Below are 16,017 nucleotides of genomic sequence, written 5' to 3' on the forward strand. Positions count from 1 at the left end.
TTTGCAAGTCTGGTCGTTTAGTTGTGCAAGTCTCCTTCGGGCTTATCGAGGAGTGTTCATGCTAACCCAGGAAGAGGATCAGCAGCTGGTCGAACGCGTTCAGCGTGGCGACAAGCGAGCTTTCGATCTGCTGGTGCTGAAATATCAGCACAAAATTCTCGGGTTGATCGTGCGTTTCGTGCACGACACCCATGAAGCCCAGGACGTGGCTCAAGAAGCCTTTATCAAGGCGTATCGAGCACTTGGAAACTTTCGCGGCGACAGTGCGTTTTATACGTGGCTATACCGTATTGCCATTAACACGGCAAAGAATTACCTCGTTTCCCGTGGCCGTAGGCCGCCGGATAGCGATGTAAGTTCTGAAGATGCAGAGTTCTACGACGGCGATCATGGCCTCAAGGATCTCGAGTCACCAGAACGTGCACTGCTGCGGGATGAGATTGAAGGCACCGTCCATCGAACCATTCAGCAACTGCCAGAGGATTTGCGTACAGCTTTAACTTTACGTGAATTCGATGGTCTGAGTTACGAGGACATTGCGAGCGTCATGCAATGTCCGGTGGGTACCGTGCGCTCCCGGATTTTCCGCGCTCGGGAGGCCATCGATAAAGCCCTGCAGCCGTTGCTGCAGGAAAACTGAGACAGCGGCGACAGCCAAGAGAGGAACGCCATGAGTCGTGAAGCCCTGCAGGAATCGCTGTCCGCAGTGATGGATAACGAAGCGGACGAACTGGAATTACGTCGGGTGATTAATGCACTGGACGACGTAGAAACCCGTGAGACCTGGGCCCGTTACCAGATCGCTCGGGCAGCCATGCACAAGGATCTGCTGCTTCCGCGTCTGGATATCGCTGCGGCAGTGTCTGCTGCTCTCGAAGACGAAACGGCCCCGGCCAAAGTATCCCGTAGCCCATGGCGTAACCTTGGTCGTCTGGCTGTTGCAGCCTCGGTGACGGTTGCCGTTCTGGCGGGTGTTCGCCTTTACAATCAGGACGAAATTGCTGGTGTCGAATTGGCGCAGCAATCCAATCAGCCAACTTTGGCTACACCACAAGTCAAAGGCCCGGCTGTTCTGGCAGGCTACAGTGAGAGCTCGGAAGCCACTGGCCCGATGGCCAACGGCGTATTGCAAGGTCAGCCTGGGTGGCATGATCAGCGTCTGCCAGGTTACCTGCGTCAGCACGCTCAGCAGGCTGCACTCAAAGGTACTGAAAGCGCCCTGCCATATGCGCGTGCAGCAAGCCTGGAAAACCGTTAAGGAGGATCATGCGCGCCATACCTCTACTTTCGCTTCTGCTCAGTGGCTGGTTCATTGTTCCAGCCCACGCCGATGAGGCCCAGGACTGGTTGACCCGTCTGGGCCAGGCCGAGCAGCAGCAAAGCTTTCACGGTACTTTCGTTTACGAACGTAACGGTAGTTTTTCTACTCACAGTATCTGGCATCGTGTCCAGAACGGTCAGGTCCGCGAGCGTTTACTTCAGCTCGACGGTTCGGCGCAGGAAGTCGTGCGCATTGATGGACATACTCAATGCGTCAGCGGCACCCTGATTGCCGGTTTGGGAGATTCTCCCAACACGGCCGCTCGTCCTCTCGATCCTCAAAAGCTTAAGAGCTGGTATGACCTTGCCGTGATTGGCAAGTCGCGCGTGGCTGGACGAGACGCAGTAATCGTCTCGCTGACGCCTCGTGATCAGCATCGTTACGGGTTTGAGTTACATCTGGACAAGAAGACCGGGCTGCCACTGAAGTCGTTGTTGTTGAACGACAAGGGGCAGTTACTTGAGCGGTTCCAGTTCACCAGTCTTGATACTGACAATGTGCCTTCGGATAAAGATTTGCTGGCCGACGCCGACTGCAAGCCGATTACGATCGACAGCGACAAGGCCTCTGCCGTGAAAACGACTCAGGACTGGCACTCCGACTGGCTGCCGCCGGGCTTTGAGCTCACCAGCAGCACCTCGCACAAAGACCCGGAAACCAAGGCTCAGGTCAACAGCCTGATGTACGACGATGGCTTGGCCCGCTTCTCGGTTTTTCTTGAACCTTTGAATGGCGCTACCGTCACCGACACCCGGACTCAACTTGGCCCGACGGTGGCAGTATCCCGGCGCCTGACCACGCCGGAAGGCGAAATGATGGTGACGGTGGTCGGTGAAATTCCGATCGGCACCGCTGAACGAATCGCGCTGTCGATGCGAAAGAAAGATGGCACTGCAACCAGCAAGCAGTGAGCTGATTCCAGTCATACCCACTTCGTCGTCGAGACGTAGAAATGTTTGCTGAGCATTTTCATTTGCAAATCACCTGAAAGTTTTTTATAGGTCAGAGCCTCACGGCTCTGGCCTTGTTTGTCGTTCCTGGAATAAAACGGCTCGCCTGTGGTTTTCGGTGTCCCTTGTTCCATATCGCTTAAACCTGCTCGTCGTAACGGGAGCTGTATGTCGATACCTAGCTTGAAATCTTATCTCTCCATCTTCGCCACTGTGCTGCTGCTTGGGCAGGCTGTACCTGCCGCCCAAGCGGCCGATCTGCCTGATTTCACCCAACTGGTCGAACAAGCTTCGCCTGCCGTGGTGAACATCAGCACCACGCAGAAACTGCCGGATCGTAAAGTGAACCAGCAGATGCCTGACCTCGAAGGCCTGCCGCCAATGCTGCGCGAGTTCTTCGAACGCGGCATGCCGCCTCAGCAGCGTTCGCCGGGTGGTGGTCGCCAGCGTGAAGCGCAATCGCTGGGTTCGGGCTTCATCATCTCTTCGGATGGCTACATCCTGACCAACAACCATGTGATTGCCGATGCTGACGAAATCCTCGTCCGTCTGGCCGATCGCAGTGAAATGAAAGCCAAGCTGATCGGTACTGACCCGCGCTCCGACGTGGCCCTGCTGAAAATCGAAGGCAAGGATCTGCCGGTGCTCAAGCTCGGCAAATCCCAGGATTTGAAGGCCGGCCAATGGGTGGTGGCAATCGGTTCGCCATTCGGCTTTGACCACACTGTGACCCAAGGCATCGTCAGTGCCGTGGGCCGTAGCCTGCCGAACGAGAACTATGTGCCGTTCATCCAGACCGACGTGCCAATCAACCCGGGTAACTCCGGTGGCCCACTGTTCAACCTGAACGGTGAAGTGGTCGGGATCAACTCGCAGATCTACACCCGCTCCGGTGGCTTCATGGGTGTGTCGTTCGCGATTCCTATCGATGTGGCAATGGATGTTTCCAATCAACTGAAGAACGGTGGCAAAGTCAGTCGTGGCTGGTTGGGTGTGGTCATCCAGGAAGTGAACAAGGATCTGGCCGAGTCGTTCGGTCTGGAGAAACCGGCCGGTGCGCTGGTTGCCCAGATTCAGGACGACGGCCCGGCAGCCAAGGGCGGTCTGCAAGTGGGTGACGTGATCCTCAGCATGAATGGCCAGCCGATTGTCATGTCTGCTGACCTGCCACACTTGGTCGGCGCTTTGAAGGCTGGCGCGAAAGCCAATCTGGAAGTGATTCGTGAAGGCAAACGCAAAAACGTCGAGCTGACGGTTGGCGCGATCCCGGACGAAGACAAAGAGCTGGGTGCATTGCCGAAGTCCGGTGCGGAAACCAACAGCAATCGTCTTGGTGTTTCGGTGGGCGAATTGACCGCCGAGCAGAAGAAAACCTACGACCTTAAAGGCGGTGTGGTGATCAAGGAGGTGCAGGACGGTCCTGCGGCCCTGATCGGTCTGCAGCCAGGCGATGTCATCACGCACCTGAACAACCAGGCCATCGGTTCCTCCAAGGAGTTCGCCGAGATCGCCAAGGCACTGCCGAAGAATCGCTCGGTGTCGATGCGGGTTCTGCGCCAAGGTCGCGCGAGTTTCATCACCTTCAAGCTGGCTGAATAACCGCTGGTAAATAAAAAGAAACCGCCTCGAAAGAGGCGGTTTTTTTATGTTTGAGGTTTTGTGTCGTAAAGAAGGCTCAGCCCATCATGTCCTTGACCATCCGCTCCTGCTCCATCAGCTCGCGTTGACGGGCGTCGATCCGTGAGGAAAGCGGGAAGTTGCTGCCCGCCTTGCGCTTGGCAAAGTCGAGCTGCTGGATCGCCTGACGATAATCGCCAACCAGGGCAAAGTATTCGGCGCGCGCCTGGTGCAGGCCGATGATGTTGCCCGACAGGCCGCGGGTTTCGGCAACCTGATACCAGACGTCCGGATCATCCGGACGTGACTTGAGCAGGTTTTCCAGCGCCTTCTCGGCATCGGCGGCACGGTTCTGCTTGAGCAGAAGATCGACCCGAACCTGATTCAGCGGGTAGTTGCCGGGATATTGCGTGAGCATCCGGTCAACCCGCGACTGCGCATCGGGCAGGCGATTATTGGTGATGTCCAGATCAACCTGGGCGAGGTTGTAGATGATCTCGTTCGGCGCGGTGACCAACAGTTGCTTGAGATTTTCCCGTGCTTCATTCAATTGGCCGCCCTTGATCTGGGCGATGGCCAGACCGTAGCGCGCCACATCGTTTTTCGGATTCTCGTCCAGTTGTGCGCGGAACCGCTTGGCGCCCAGCCCGGGAGTTTCTTCGTAGATCAGTTGCACGCGTGCGCGAATCAGTTGATAACGCTTGGTGTCTTCGATGCCGCCCGATTTGGCCTGTTCGGCGCGGTTGCGGGTGTCGGCGATCCGCGATTCGGTGACCGGGTGAGTCAGCAGAAACTCCGGTGGCTTGGCGTCGAAGCGATACTGGCGCATCAGACGCTCGAACATGGTTGGCATCGAGCGCGGGTCGTACCCGGCTTTTTCCAGATTGAGGATGCCGATGCGGTCGGCTTCTTGTTCGTTCTGACGGGAGAAGGTCCGTTGCGACTGAATCGCCGCCGCCTGAGTACCGGCGATCGTCGCAATCCCGGCGTCACCGCCGCCGGCCGCGGCAATCACGATCCCGGCCAGCAGGGCAGCCATCATCGGCACCTGCATCCGCTGTGATGCTTCGACGCCGCGCGCAAAGTGGCGTTGCGACAAGTGAGCCAGTTCGTGCGCCAGTACCGAAGCGTATTCGCCTTCGGTCTGCGCATTGAGGAACAGACCACCGTTGACCCCGACCACGCCGCCAGGCGCCGCGAAGGCGTTGAGTTGCGGGCTGTTGATCAGAATGAATTCGAGGCGCCGGTCAGTGACCTGGCTGGTCTCCACCAGTTTGTAAACGCTGGACTCGACGTAGTCCTTGAGTTGCGGATCGTTGAGTTGTGAAACCTGGCTGCGCAACATGGCCAGCCAGGCGCGACCGAGCTGGTATTCCTGTTGCGGCGAGACAATGGCAGAACTGGCGTCGCCGAGTGACGGCAGATCGTCGGCAAAGCCCGGTGAGGCGAGCAGGCAAGCGAGCGTCAGCAGGGTAGGGCGCAGAAAAGTCATGCACAAAGCCTTCGAAGACAAAGACCTTACTGTAGCCGGACACCAAGCCTGCGACCAGATATTCTAGGCAGCTCAAACCACCCGACCCGGAGTAACGCAATGACTGATGCTGTAGCCCATGACGTGGAACTCGACGCCAGTGGCCTGAACTGTCCGTTGCCGTTGCTCAAGGCAAAAATGGAACTGAACAAGCTCGCCAGCGGTGCTGTACTCAAGGTAATCGCCACCGATGCTGGCTCGCAGCGCGATTTCCGCACCTTTGCCAAATTGGCCGGGCATACGCTGCTGCGCGAAGAAGACGAAGCGGGCGTCTACCGTTACTGGTTGAAAAAAGCCTGAAACCCACCGCGTAAAAAGACCTAGGGATTATTGATGTTCAAAGTGTTACGCGACTGGATTCAGCGCTACTTCTCCGATGAAGAAGCCGTGGTGCTGGCGGTACTGCTGTTTCTTGCCTTCACGGCCGTGCTCACCCTTGGCGGCATGCTGGCGCCCGTATTGGCCGGGATGGTGCTGGCGTATCTGATGCAAGGGCTGGTGGTTACGCTCGAACGTTTGCGCGTGCCGGGAGGGGCCGCGGTGGGGCTGGTGTTTGCGCTGTTCATGGGCGTGCTGATGCTCTTCATCGTCGTGGCGTTGCCACTGCTATGGCATCAGTTGATCACGCTGTTCAATGAGTTGCCGGGCATGCTTGCGAAATGGCAATCGCTGCTGTTGCTCCTGCCAGAGCGCTATCCGCATCTGGTCTCCGACGAGCAGGTGTTGCAGGCAATCGAGGCGGCGCGGGGCGAGATCGGCAAGTTTGGCCAGTGGGCGTTGACCTTCTCGCTGTCGAGTCTGCCGTTGTTGGTGAACATCATGATCTATCTGGTGCTGGTGCCGATCCTGGTGTTCTTCTTCCTCAAGGATCGGGCGATGATCGGCGAGTGGGTGCGCGGCTATCTGCCGCGTGAACGGGCACTGATCACCCGGGTTGCGCAGGAAATGAACCGGCAGATCGCCAACTACATTCGCGGCAAGGTCATCGAGATCGTGATTTGCGGCGGCGTGACCTACATCGCCTTCGTCGCACTTGGCCTCAACTATGCCGCGCTGCTGGCGTTGCTGGTCGGGGTGTCGGTGGTGGTGCCTTATGTCGGCGCGGTAGTGGTGACCGTGCCGGTGCTGCTGATTGCGCTGTTCCAGTGGGGCTGGAGCGATCAGTTCATCTATCTGATGGCGGTCTACGGGATCATCCAGACGCTTGACGGCAATGTGCTGGTGCCGTTGCTGTTTTCCGAGGCAGTGAATTTGCACCCGGTAGCCATTATCTGTGCGGTGTTGTTGTTTGGCGGATTGTGGGGGTTCTGGGGAGTGTTCTTCGCGATTCCCTTGGCGACGCTGTTCAAGGCGGTACTGGATGCATGGCCGCGCAAGGAGCCGGTGGTGGCGCCGCTGCTTTAGTGGCTGATTTAGATTGTTTGGTGGGGGGGGGAGGGCCTCTTCGCGAGCAAGCCCGCTCACACATTGGATTTGTGAACGCCACAGATCCAATGTGGGAGCGGGCTTGCTCGCGAAGGCGTCAGTGAAGACGCCAGAGAAACATCAGGCCTTGTGCAGTTCCTGAGCCGCAGCCAGAACCGCATCCACATGCCCAGGCACTTTCACACCGCGCCATTCGTGACGCAGCACACCGTCCTTATCGATCAGGAAAGTGCTGCGATCAACGCCCAGGTATTCCTTGCCGTACAGCTTCTTCAGCTTGATCACGTCGAACAGCTGGCAGACGGCTTCGTCCTTGTCGCTGATCAGCTCGAACGGAAACTCCTGCTTGCACTTGAAGTTCTCGTGGGACTTCAGGCTGTCGCGCGAGATACCGAAGATCTCCGTGTTGGCAGCCTTGAACGCCGCGTACTGGTCACGAAAGCCCTGGCCTTCGGTGGTGCAGCCCGGGGTGCTGTCCTTCGGATAGAAGTAGATCACCACTTGCTTGCCCTTCAGCGCAGACAGGCTGACGGTTTGCCCGCTGGTGGCAGGGGCTTCGAAATCCGCAACGGGTTGGTCGATGACAACGGCCATGAAAGCTTCCTTACATTGGGTTTTGTGGACGCCAAGGCTCGATCAGTGCATCCAGATTCATCGCGTCAGCGAAGTCCAGGAACTGGTCGCGCAGCCAACTGATCTGGGTGCCGGCCGGCAGCGTCACGGTGAAGGTGGCGTTGAGCATGGTGCCGCCGGTCTGTGGCGCCTGATACGTATCGCACGTCAGGTTTTCCAGCTCGACGTTGTGATCCATGAAGAACTGGCACAGCTCATTGATGATGTCCGGGCGATACGCCGAACTGACGTAAGCCACGTACGGCAGCGCTTGCGGTCGATTTTCCAGCGGCGCGCTGCGCACTACATTGACGGTGAAGGCGTGCTTCTTGGCGAGACCCGACAGGCTGCCTTCCAGACGCGCGAGGGCGTCCCAGCTGCCAGAGATCTCGAGGATCAGCGCGCTGCACTCGCCGTGGCGGGTCAGGCGGGAAGTAACCACGGCGCAGCGATTTTCATGGCTGGCGCGGCACAGGACGTTAGTCAGCTCCATGGGGTTGGCGCCGAGGGCACTGATGACAAGGAATTGTTCGCGAACTGTGGGGGTGGACATGCAGCATTCCTAAAGCGATGAGCGGTCGGTAGGTTTACGGGCATTGGCCGCCGGGCGTGTGCCTGTGCCCATTCAGGCTGTCCGTTCAAATAGCCCCGGCAAGCGCTCGCGGCTCGCTCCACTATAGCGGGAGCGCGTCGATGCGACGCAGGAACGGGGGCTGGGAGGCCGAAAAGGGAGGCTGGAACCCGGCGTACAAGCTGATCAGTACCGATCAAAGTCTGAAGGGTAGCGAAAAGCGACGCCAAGGGGAATGGCGGCGGCGCAGTACTTCGCTTGTGCAAGCATCTTGGCGCCAGTACCATTACCGCTCTCTTTTTCCGGCAGGAGCGGTTTCATGATTGCGGGCAGTATGGTGGCACTGGTCACTCCCATGGATGCACAAGGGCGTCTTGACTGGGACAGCCTCAGCAAACTCGTGGACTTCCATCTCAAGAACGGCACCCATGCCATTGTCGCGGTCGGAACTACCGGCGAGTCGGCAACCCTTGATGTAGAAGAACACATCGCCGTGATCAAAGCCGTGGTCAAACAGGTTGCCGGGCGTATCCCGGTTATCGCTGGCACCGGCGCCAACTCGACCCGCGAAGCCGTCGAACTGACCCGCAATGCCAAAGAAGCCGGCGCCGATGCCTGCCTGCTGGTGGTTCCGTACTACAACAAGCCGACTCAGGAAGGCCTGTACCAGCACTTCAAGCACATCGCTGAATCGGTCGACATCCCGCAGATTCTCTACAACGTTCCTGGCCGCACGTCTTGCGACATGCAGGCCGAGACCGTGATTCGCCTGTCCACCGTGCCGAACATCATCGGTATCAAGGAAGCCACCGGCGACCTCAAGCGTGCCAAAGCGATCATCGACGGCGTGAGCAAGGACTTCATCGTGCTGTCCGGCGATGATCCGACCGCCGTCGAGCTGATCCTGCTGGGTGGCAAAGGCAACATCTCTGTTACCGCCAACGTCGCTCCGCGCGAAATGGCGGATCTGTGCGAGGCCGCGCTCAAGGGCGACGCCGACACCGCACGGGCGATCAACGAAAAACTGATGCCGTTGCACAAGGACCTGTTCATCGAAGCCAACCCGATTCCGGTGAAGTGGGCTTTGGTTGAAATGGGCCTGATGCACGAAGGCATCCGCCTGCCGCTGACCTGGCTGAGCGCACCTTGTCATGAAACGCTTCGCACGGCCCTGCGCCAGTGCAGCGTCCTGGTTTAATTGAGGAAGTACAACGCATGAAGCGAATGGCCGGACTTTCCGCACTTGCCTTGATTATCTCCAGCACCAGTGGCTGCGGATGGGTCTGGGGCCCGGAAGGTTATTTCCGTGACCGTGGTAGCGATTACCTGGAAGCGCAACAGACTGCACCGATGCAACTACCACCGGATGTCAACACCTCCAAGCGTCTGGATCCGCTGTTGCCGATCCCACGCAACGTGGCTGACGACACCGCCAAGGGCGAGTACGTGGTTCCACGTCCTCAACCGCTGTCGGCGATCGCCGATGCCAATGACTACTCGCTGCAGAAGAGTGGCGATTCGCGTTGGGTCATGGCCCAGCATCCACCGGCCGAAGTCTGGCCAGTGGCTGTGCAGTTCTTCCAGGACAACGGTTTCCGTCTGGATGAACAGCGCCCGCAAACCGGCGAGTTCACCACCACCTGGCAGCATTCCGACGAACTGTCCGCCGCCATGGCCAAGCGCCTGAGCGCGGCCGGTATCGCCAGCGACAGCGAAACCCGCGTTCGCGTGCGAATCGAGCCGGGCGTGCAGCGCAACACCAGTGAAATCTACGTAGTCAGCGCCGAGCGTCCTGCCGGCAGCACGGCCGACGTGGCCTTCACCAACCGTTCGGTCAACACTGGCCTGGACGCGGCACTGGTCGACGACATGCTCGCGAGCATGAGCCGTATTGCCGAGAAGGGCGGTTCGGTGTCGATGCTGGCTTCGCGTGATTTCGATACCCCAAGCCGTGTCAGCCTCAGCGAAGACGGCAGTGGTAACCCGGTGTTGAACGTCGGTACCGATCTGGACCGCGCCTGGTCGAGTGTAGGCCGTGCGCTGGAACAGGGCGAATGGCGCGTTGAAGACATCAACCGCAGCCTGGGCCTGTACTACATCAACCTGGCCGAAAAAGCCGAAAAGAAAGACGACAAGCCTGGTTTCTTCAGCAGCCTGTTCGGCAGTGCGCCGAGCAAGGAAGAAGTTGAAGCCCGTGCCGAGCGTTATCAGGTTCGCCTGAGCAAGGTTGGCGAGAACATCCAGGTCACCGTCGAGAAAAACATCAACACCGTCGCGCCGGCTGAAGTGGCGCGCAAAGTGTTGAGCGTGATTCAGGACAACCTGGGCTGATCAACCATGCGTTTTGCCGTTCTCGGCAGCGGTAGCCAAGGGAACGGCACGCTGATCGCCAGTGCTGATACGTATGTGCTGGTGGATTGTGGTTTTTCCCTGCGGGAAACCGAAAAACGCCTGTTGCGCCTGGGTGTAAGCCCGGCGCAACTGAGCGCGATACTCGTGACCCACGAACATGCCGACCACGTGCATGGCGTGGGTTTGCTGTCTCGGCGCTACAATCTACCGGTCTACCTCAGTCGCGGCACACTGCGCGGGATGCGCAAACCGATCGAGCCTGCGGGCTTTCTGGCCGGCGGTGAGCAACTGCAGATCGGTGCACTGAACATCGGGGTCATTGCCGTGGCCCATGATGCGCAGGAACCGACCCAGTATGTCTTCAGTGACAACGAGCAGCGGCGTTTTGGCCTGCTGACCGACCTGGGTTCCTACTGCGAGCGGGTGCTGGACGGTTATCGGGATCTCGATGCGTTGATGATCGAATCCAACCATTGTCGCGACATGCTGGCACGTGGTCATTACCCGTACTTTCTCAAGCAGCGGGTGGGCGGCGAGCTGGGACATTTGAACAACCATCAGGCGGCATTCCTGGTGTCCGAGTTGGGCTGGCAGGGTCTGCAACACCTGGTCCTTGCCCATCTGAGCAGCAAGAACAACATGCCGCAGCTGGCCCGGCAGTGTTTTGTCGACACCCTCGGGTGCGACCCGGACTGGCTGCAACTGGCCGATCAAGATTCAGGGCTCGACTGGCGCCACATCGCCTAGCCCACCTACTTAGCAAGCGGAGCCCATCATGGAAAAACGTGAAGAACTCTACCGCGGCAAAGCCAAATCGGTTTACAAGACCGACGACGCTGACCGCTTGATCCTGCTGTTTCGCAACGACACCTCGGCGTTCGACGGCAAGCGCATCGAGCAGCTCGACCGCAAAGGCATGGTGAACAACAAGTTCAACGCCTTCATCATGCAGAAACTCGAAGCGGCCGGCATTCCGACCCAGTTCGACAAACTGCTGGGCGACAACGAGTGCCTGGTGAAGAAGCTCGACATGATTCCGGTCGAGTGTGTTGTGCGTAACTATGCCGCTGGCAGCCTGGTCAAACGTCTGGGCGTCGAAGAGGGCATGAAGCTCAACCCGTACACCTTCGAGCTGTTCCTGAAGGACGACGCCAAGGGCGACCCGTTCATCAACGAATCCCACGTCGTGGCCTTCGGTTGGGGCACCGCCGAGCAACTGGTTCGCATGAAAGAACTGTCGCTCAAGGTCAACGAAGTCCTGACCAAGCTGTTCGACGACGCCGGCCTGCTGCTGGTCGACTTCAAGCTTGAATTCGGCGTGTTCAGCGATGGCTCCATCGTCCTCGGTGACGAGTTCAGCCCGGACGGCTGCCGTCTGTGGGACAAGGACACCAAGAAGAAGATGGACAAGGACCGCTTCCGTCAGGGCCTCGGTGACGTCATCGAAGCCTACGAAGAAGTTGCCAATCGTCTGGGCGTACCGCTTTAATCGACGCAAGCATCTGATAGCACGAAGAAAATTTCGAAAGAGGGTTTGCTTTCGGTAAAAGTGTTGTTATGATGCGCGCCGTTGGAGAGATGCCAGAGTGGCCGAATGGGACGGATTCGAAATCCGTTGTACCTTCACCGGTACCTAGGGTTCGAATCCCTATCTCTCCGCCATTATTGAACAAGACGAAGCCCCCGTAATCATTGATGATTACGGGGGCTTTTTCGTTTCTGCGAATCTGCTTTTTCGTCGCCGTAGCGAAGGCACTGAAGCGCACCGCGCCCACGGTTGACTCATTGGGAGTTAAGCAATTTTTAAGTAAACTCCGCCTCTGCCGACATTAGAGGTACGGTGATTACAGGGCTCGCCAACAAATTCAACGCCGCGTTCGCAGAGCCGGGTGCTGTCATTGTGGGTCTGCGATCAGCAGCCAGAGCACGCCTGTGGTCAATTATTCTCTGCCAGACCATGAGGTCAGCGCTCTCATTAAAGCGGATGCTTGCGATCGCCTCGGACGCAAAAGGCGTCTTCAGCGAGATCTATCTTCGCCCCCTATTTAAATTGGTTTGAACATGACAATTCCACCTTCAGCCCCAGATGCTTACCTGACGTCTAAAACTCAACCCGTCAATGCAGGCCACAGCGCAGGCCTGGTGGTCGAGGGGTGCGAAGTGCTGGTTGCACAGCAGCCGGCATTCGAAGATGGCGAGCCGCCAGTGGGCGTGGTTATCCATGCGTATTTTCCCGAAGTGCTGCCAGATATTTTGTCCCGTCTGCTTAAACTGCCTGAGCGCCTGCATCTATACGTCACCTGCGTGGCCGGACGTGACGATGAGGTAGGTGCTCAACTGGCGGCCTGTGGATTGGGTTATTCGCTGTATCGGGTGCCCAACCACGGCAGGGACGTTTTGCCGTTTCTGCGGATGCTGCCGTTCTTGCGTGCCGATAACATCCGCACGCTGGTCAAGCTGCACACCAAGCGTTCATTGCATTTGGGGGCGGAAAACGGCTGGGGTCTTGAACTATTTGATGACCTGCTGGACCCGGTACGTTTTCGTCGAGCGCTGGAGCAGCTTGCCGATCCGGTGCACGTTCCAACGCTGGGGCCTCAGCAATACCTGTTGCCCGTGACCAGACACCTCAGTGAAAGCAACCGCACGACGCTTGTCACTCTGGCCGAGCGCGCGGGCATTGACCCCCAAGGCATCAACGAGGCGGATTTCTTTGCCGGCACCATGTTCATTGCACGCACCGACGTGTTCGCCCCCGTGGAACGGATGCAACTGACGGACAATGATTTCGAAGTTGAGAGCGGCCAGCTTGACGGCACCCTGGCACATGTTCTGAAGCGTTTTTTCGGCATTCTGGCGAATGTTGGCCGACAGCAGCGCAGTATTGACCTTTACCAGCGCTGGCTGGCTAACCGGCAATTGACTGCCGCAGAGGCTGAAGGTTTGCCCGCGCGACTTGCGAGCTGGCCTGGGCAACCGAACGTGTTGCTGGTGTTGACCGACACCACGGGTGACATTGGGTTGCTGCGCTCCACCCTGAAAAGCATCGACCGCCAGCTTTACGAGGCGGCGGCCATCGTGGTGCTTTCCAATGCTGAACCTGTAGAGGTGACGCCGGCCGCCAATCTGCTCTGGCTACCGCTGGCTGAATCCTGGCCAAGCCAGCTCAACGAGCTGCTGCAAGGCATCGAGGTTGACTGGTGGTACCTGCTGCGGGGTGGCGACGAACTGGATCCCCATGCGCTGCTTTTACTCGCCGAGGGCATCGCCCTGAATCCCGGCGTCAGTGCTTGCTACAGCGATGAAGACTCACTGACCGACTGCGGTTGCCAGAACCCGGTATTCAAGCCCGATTTGAACCTGGATATGTTGCGCAGTCTTCCGTATGTCGGCCGTGCACTGGCTTTCAGTCGCGAGGCCGCGCTGGCGGCTGATGGCTTCGATCCGGCCTTCAGCGAACTGGCGCCTCATGATTTGCTTTTCCGGCTGATTGAAACTCATGGACTGGGCACTGTCGGGCACCTCGCCGATGTGCTGGTGCATCAGGCAATCAACTTCTCCCAATGGCTCGGTGAGCCCCAGGTTATCGCGAACTCGGCGGCCATCGTCGAGGCGCACTTGCAGCGCCTGGGCGTGGCTCATGAGCTGCAGGCCGGACCTTTGCCAATGGCTAACCGTGTGGTCTACCAACACGCCGATCAGCCGTTGGTGTCCATCATTATTCCTACCAAGGATTGCCTGGCGATGCTGCTTCGCTGCATCGAAAGCATCATGGAGAAAACCCGCTATACAAATTACGAACTGATCATCGTCGACAACAACAGCGAAACCGACGAGGCCCGTGATTGGTTCAACGGTATGGAGCACTTGAATAACCCCAAAGTGCGCATCCTGCGTTACCCGCACCCGTTCAACTATTCGGCGATTAATAACTTTGCCGCCAGCCATGCCCGTGGCGAATACCTGGTGCTGCTCAACAATGACACCGTGATCATTGATGGCGACTGGATGGGGGCGATGCTCCATCACGCTCAGCGGCCAGAAGTGGGGGTAGTCGGTGCCAAACTGTTTTTCCTCGACGGGACCGTTCAGCATGCAGGCGTGGTACTCGGTTTGCGTGGCGTTGCAGACCACCCGTTTATCGGCGATTCAATGCAGTCCAACGGCTACCTTCACCGCTTGCATCTTGATCAGAACTACAGCGCGGTAACCGCCGCCTGTCTGATGATCAGCACCGAGCTGTACCATCAAGTGGGGGGTATGGACGAGGTCGGGCTGGCCGTTTCCTACAACGACGTGGATCTGTGCCTGAAAGTCGGCCAGGCAGGACATTTGATTGTCTGGACGCCGTACGCGGTGCTTGTTCACGAAGCCAGCGTGAGCCAGAACAATGTCGACACGACCAAACAGGAAGCCAAGCGCATACGGTTCAAGGGCGAACAGTCGGTGATGTACCAGCGTTGGCTTGGACAAATCGCCAACGATCCGGCCTACAACCGCAACCTGACCCTGGAGGGGAGTGGCTTCTCCTCCAAATACCGCACCGATACGGACTGGCACCCTTTCGCCAGTCGTGAGTTGCCGCACGTGCTGTGTCACCCCCTCGATTCTTTCGGCAGTGGACATTATCGGGTGCGTCAGCCCTTCGCTGCCCTGAAGGCCGCGCAACTGATCGGCGGGTCGCTGAGCGACGAGGGGCTTCAACCGACAGAGCTGGAGCGCATGGCACCAGACACGATCATTTTCCAGGGGCAACACACAACGCCTCATCTGGAATACATGCAGGACACCCAGGCATTCTCCAAGGCCTTCAAGGTTTACGAGCTGGATGACTACATTCTTGACGTGCCCGCCGCCAACCTGACCCATGACTTGCTCCCCAAAGACATCGCAAGGCGCGTGAAGAAAGCCGCAGAGCTGTGCGATCGGCTGGTGGTGTCGACCCAGCCGCTGGCCAATGCGCTGAAGGGTTTCAGTACCGACATCCGGGTGATCGAAAACCGTCTGCCAAGCCATTGGTGGAGCGGCTTGACCGGCCAGCGTCAACAAGGCAGCAAGCCTCGAGTCGGCTGGGCAGGCGGTTCGAGTCACAGCGGCGACCTGCAAGTCATTGCCGAAGTGGTTCGTGAGCTGGCAGGGGAAGTGGAATGGGTGTTCATGGGCATGTGTCCACCGGCACTGCGTCCCTATGTCCATGAGTACCACAGAGGTGTGAGTATCGAAAAATACCCGCAAAGGCTGGCCGGTTTGAACCTGGACCTGGCTTTGGCGCCGCTGCAAGATAACTTTTTCAACACCTGCAAAAGCAATTTGCGCTTGCTGGAATACGGTGCCTGCGGCTTCCCGGTGATCTGCTCGGACATCCTCTGTTACAGCGGTGACTTCCCTGTGACGAGGGTCAGGAACACAGCGCAAGACTGGATTTGCGCCATTCGCGAACATCTCGCTGAAGCTGATGCCAGCGCCAGGGCCGGAGAAGCGTTGCGCCGCGTGGTACTCGATAACTGGATGCTCAAGGACGAACATCTGTTGGCGTGGCGAAGCGCCTGGCTGGCGGATTGAGCAAGAAGCCAGCATTGCGTGCTGGCCTGTTGCATGCGACCCGGAAAGCGCTCAAGCAGGTTCGATACCGATCCGA

General features: G+C 58.3%; 14 protein-coding genes and 1 tRNA gene. 12 read left to right on the forward strand and 3 right to left on the reverse strand.

Features of this window, described 5'->3' with window-relative positions:
- The first annotated feature begins 58 nt into the window (after positions 1–58).
- The 4 genes from rpoE to CKW18_RS04705 all read left to right on the forward strand — a co-directional run bounded on the left by rpoE (position 59) and on the right by CKW18_RS04705 (position 3,870).
- Complete coding sequence (rpoE, locus tag CKW18_RS04690; protein WP_003172477.1) at positions 59–640, forward strand: RNA polymerase sigma factor RpoE; 582 nt, start codon at positions 59–61, stop codon at positions 638–640.
- Between the two features lie 30 nt (positions 641–670).
- Entirely contained in the window at positions 671–1,258 is a 588-nt protein-coding gene (locus tag CKW18_RS04695; RefSeq protein ID WP_064388462.1) for a sigma-E factor negative regulatory protein, read from the forward strand.
- 8 nt (positions 1,259–1,266) lie between these two features.
- Positions 1,267–2,232, forward strand: a complete 966-nt coding sequence (locus tag CKW18_RS04700; RefSeq protein WP_095187701.1) for a MucB/RseB C-terminal domain-containing protein — start codon at positions 1,267–1,269, stop codon at positions 2,230–2,232.
- A gap of 207 nt (positions 2,233–2,439) precedes the next feature.
- Positions 2,440–3,870: a DegQ family serine endoprotease gene (locus CKW18_RS04705; RefSeq protein WP_095187702.1), complete on the forward strand. Its 1,431-nt coding sequence runs from the start codon at positions 2,440–2,442 to the stop codon at positions 3,868–3,870.
- 76 nt (positions 3,871–3,946) lie between these two features.
- On the opposite strand, the gene CKW18_RS04710 is transcribed toward CKW18_RS04705, so the two are convergent.
- Positions 3,947–5,380, reverse strand: a complete 1,434-nt coding sequence (locus CKW18_RS04710) for a M48 family metalloprotease (protein WP_095187703.1) — start codon at positions 5,378–5,380, stop codon at positions 3,947–3,949.
- A 99-nt stretch (positions 5,381–5,479) separates the two neighbouring features.
- Here CKW18_RS04710 and CKW18_RS04715 point away from each other — a divergent pair, with 99 nt between their 5' ends.
- Positions 5,480–5,719: a sulfurtransferase TusA family protein gene (locus CKW18_RS04715; RefSeq protein WP_095187704.1), complete on the forward strand. Its 240-nt coding sequence runs from the start codon at positions 5,480–5,482 to the stop codon at positions 5,717–5,719.
- A 33-nt stretch (positions 5,720–5,752) separates the two neighbouring features.
- Positions 5,753–6,823 carry an AI-2E family transporter gene (locus CKW18_RS04720; RefSeq protein ID WP_095187705.1) on the forward strand — a complete coding sequence of 357 codons (1,071 nt, stop codon included), beginning with the start codon at positions 5,753–5,755 and terminating at the stop codon, positions 6,821–6,823.
- A 141-nt stretch (positions 6,824–6,964) separates the two neighbouring features.
- On the opposite strand, the gene CKW18_RS04725 is transcribed toward CKW18_RS04720, so the two are convergent.
- Together CKW18_RS04725 and CKW18_RS04730 are read right to left on the reverse strand one after the other, a co-directional pair.
- Positions 6,965–7,438: a peroxiredoxin gene (locus CKW18_RS04725; RefSeq protein ID WP_095187706.1), complete on the reverse strand. Its 474-nt coding sequence runs from the start codon at positions 7,436–7,438 to the stop codon at positions 6,965–6,967.
- 10 nt (positions 7,439–7,448) lie between these two features.
- Positions 7,449–8,009, reverse strand: a complete 561-nt coding sequence (locus CKW18_RS04730) for a glycine cleavage system protein R (protein WP_095187707.1) — start codon at positions 8,007–8,009, stop codon at positions 7,449–7,451.
- Positions 8,010–8,346: 337 nt separating this feature from the next.
- Between CKW18_RS04730 and dapA the strand changes: the two genes are divergently transcribed.
- From dapA to CKW18_RS04770, 6 genes are all read left to right on the forward strand, one after another.
- On the forward strand, positions 8,347–9,225 hold the full coding sequence (dapA, locus tag CKW18_RS04740) for a 4-hydroxy-tetrahydrodipicolinate synthase (RefSeq protein ID WP_095187708.1): 879 nt from the start codon (positions 8,347–8,349) through the stop codon (positions 9,223–9,225).
- A gap of 17 nt (positions 9,226–9,242) precedes the next feature.
- Positions 9,243–10,358: an outer membrane protein assembly factor BamC gene (gene bamC / locus CKW18_RS04745; RefSeq protein WP_095187709.1), complete on the forward strand. Its 1,116-nt coding sequence runs from the start codon at positions 9,243–9,245 to the stop codon at positions 10,356–10,358.
- Between the two features lie 6 nt (positions 10,359–10,364).
- A complete protein-coding gene (locus CKW18_RS04750; RefSeq protein WP_095187710.1) occupies positions 10,365–11,126 on the forward strand; it encodes an MBL fold metallo-hydrolase in 762 nt (253 codons plus the stop codon).
- Between the two features lie 28 nt (positions 11,127–11,154).
- Positions 11,155–11,868: a phosphoribosylaminoimidazolesuccinocarboxamide synthase gene (gene purC, locus CKW18_RS04755; RefSeq protein ID WP_095187711.1), complete on the forward strand. Its 714-nt coding sequence runs from the start codon at positions 11,155–11,157 to the stop codon at positions 11,866–11,868.
- An 83-nt stretch (positions 11,869–11,951) separates the two neighbouring features.
- Positions 11,952–12,041: transfer RNA gene (locus CKW18_RS04760), tRNA-Ser, on the forward strand.
- Positions 12,042–12,539: 498 nt separating this feature from the next.
- On the forward strand, positions 12,540–15,941 hold the full coding sequence (locus tag CKW18_RS04770) for a glycosyltransferase (RefSeq protein WP_256586892.1): 3,402 nt from the start codon (positions 12,540–12,542) through the stop codon (positions 15,939–15,941).
- Positions 15,942–16,017 lie beyond the last annotated feature (76 nt).

Source organism: Pseudomonas sp. Irchel 3E19, assembly GCF_900187585.1.
GTDB classification, from domain to species: Bacteria; Pseudomonadota; Gammaproteobacteria; order Pseudomonadales; family Pseudomonadaceae; genus Aquipseudomonas; species Aquipseudomonas baetica.

Bases quoted from the DNA above. Each gene is read 5' to 3' on its own strand.
- CKW18_RS04715 (WP_095187704.1), top strand. From the start codon at position 5,480: ATGACTGATGCTGTAGCCCATGACGTGGAACTCGACGCCAGTGGCCTG.
- CKW18_RS04695 (WP_064388462.1), top strand. From the start codon at position 671: ATGAGTCGTGAAGCCCTGCAGGAATCGCTGTCCGCAGTGATGGATAAC.
- CKW18_RS04750 (WP_095187710.1), top strand. From the start codon at position 10,365: ATGCGTTTTGCCGTTCTCGGCAGCGGTAGCCAAGGGAACGGCACGCTG.
- CKW18_RS04705 (WP_095187702.1), top strand. From the start codon at position 2,440: ATGTCGATACCTAGCTTGAAATCTTATCTCTCCATCTTCGCCACTGTG.
- CKW18_RS04730 (WP_095187707.1), bottom strand. From the start codon at position 8,009: ATGTCCACCCCCACAGTTCGCGAACAATTCCTTGTCATCAGTGCCCTC.
- rpoE (WP_003172477.1), top strand. From the start codon at position 59: ATGCTAACCCAGGAAGAGGATCAGCAGCTGGTCGAACGCGTTCAGCGT.
- CKW18_RS04700 (WP_095187701.1), top strand. From the start codon at position 1,267: ATGCGCGCCATACCTCTACTTTCGCTTCTGCTCAGTGGCTGGTTCATT.
- CKW18_RS04720 (WP_095187705.1), top strand. From the start codon at position 5,753: ATGTTCAAAGTGTTACGCGACTGGATTCAGCGCTACTTCTCCGATGAA.
- bamC (WP_095187709.1), top strand. From the start codon at position 9,243: ATGAAGCGAATGGCCGGACTTTCCGCACTTGCCTTGATTATCTCCAGC.
- dapA (WP_095187708.1), top strand. From the start codon at position 8,347: ATGATTGCGGGCAGTATGGTGGCACTGGTCACTCCCATGGATGCACAA.
- purC (WP_095187711.1), top strand. From the start codon at position 11,155: ATGGAAAAACGTGAAGAACTCTACCGCGGCAAAGCCAAATCGGTTTAC.
- CKW18_RS04725 (WP_095187706.1), bottom strand. From the start codon at position 7,438: ATGGCCGTTGTCATCGACCAACCCGTTGCGGATTTCGAAGCCCCTGCC.
- CKW18_RS04710 (WP_095187703.1), bottom strand. From the start codon at position 5,380: ATGACTTTTCTGCGCCCTACCCTGCTGACGCTCGCTTGCCTGCTCGCC.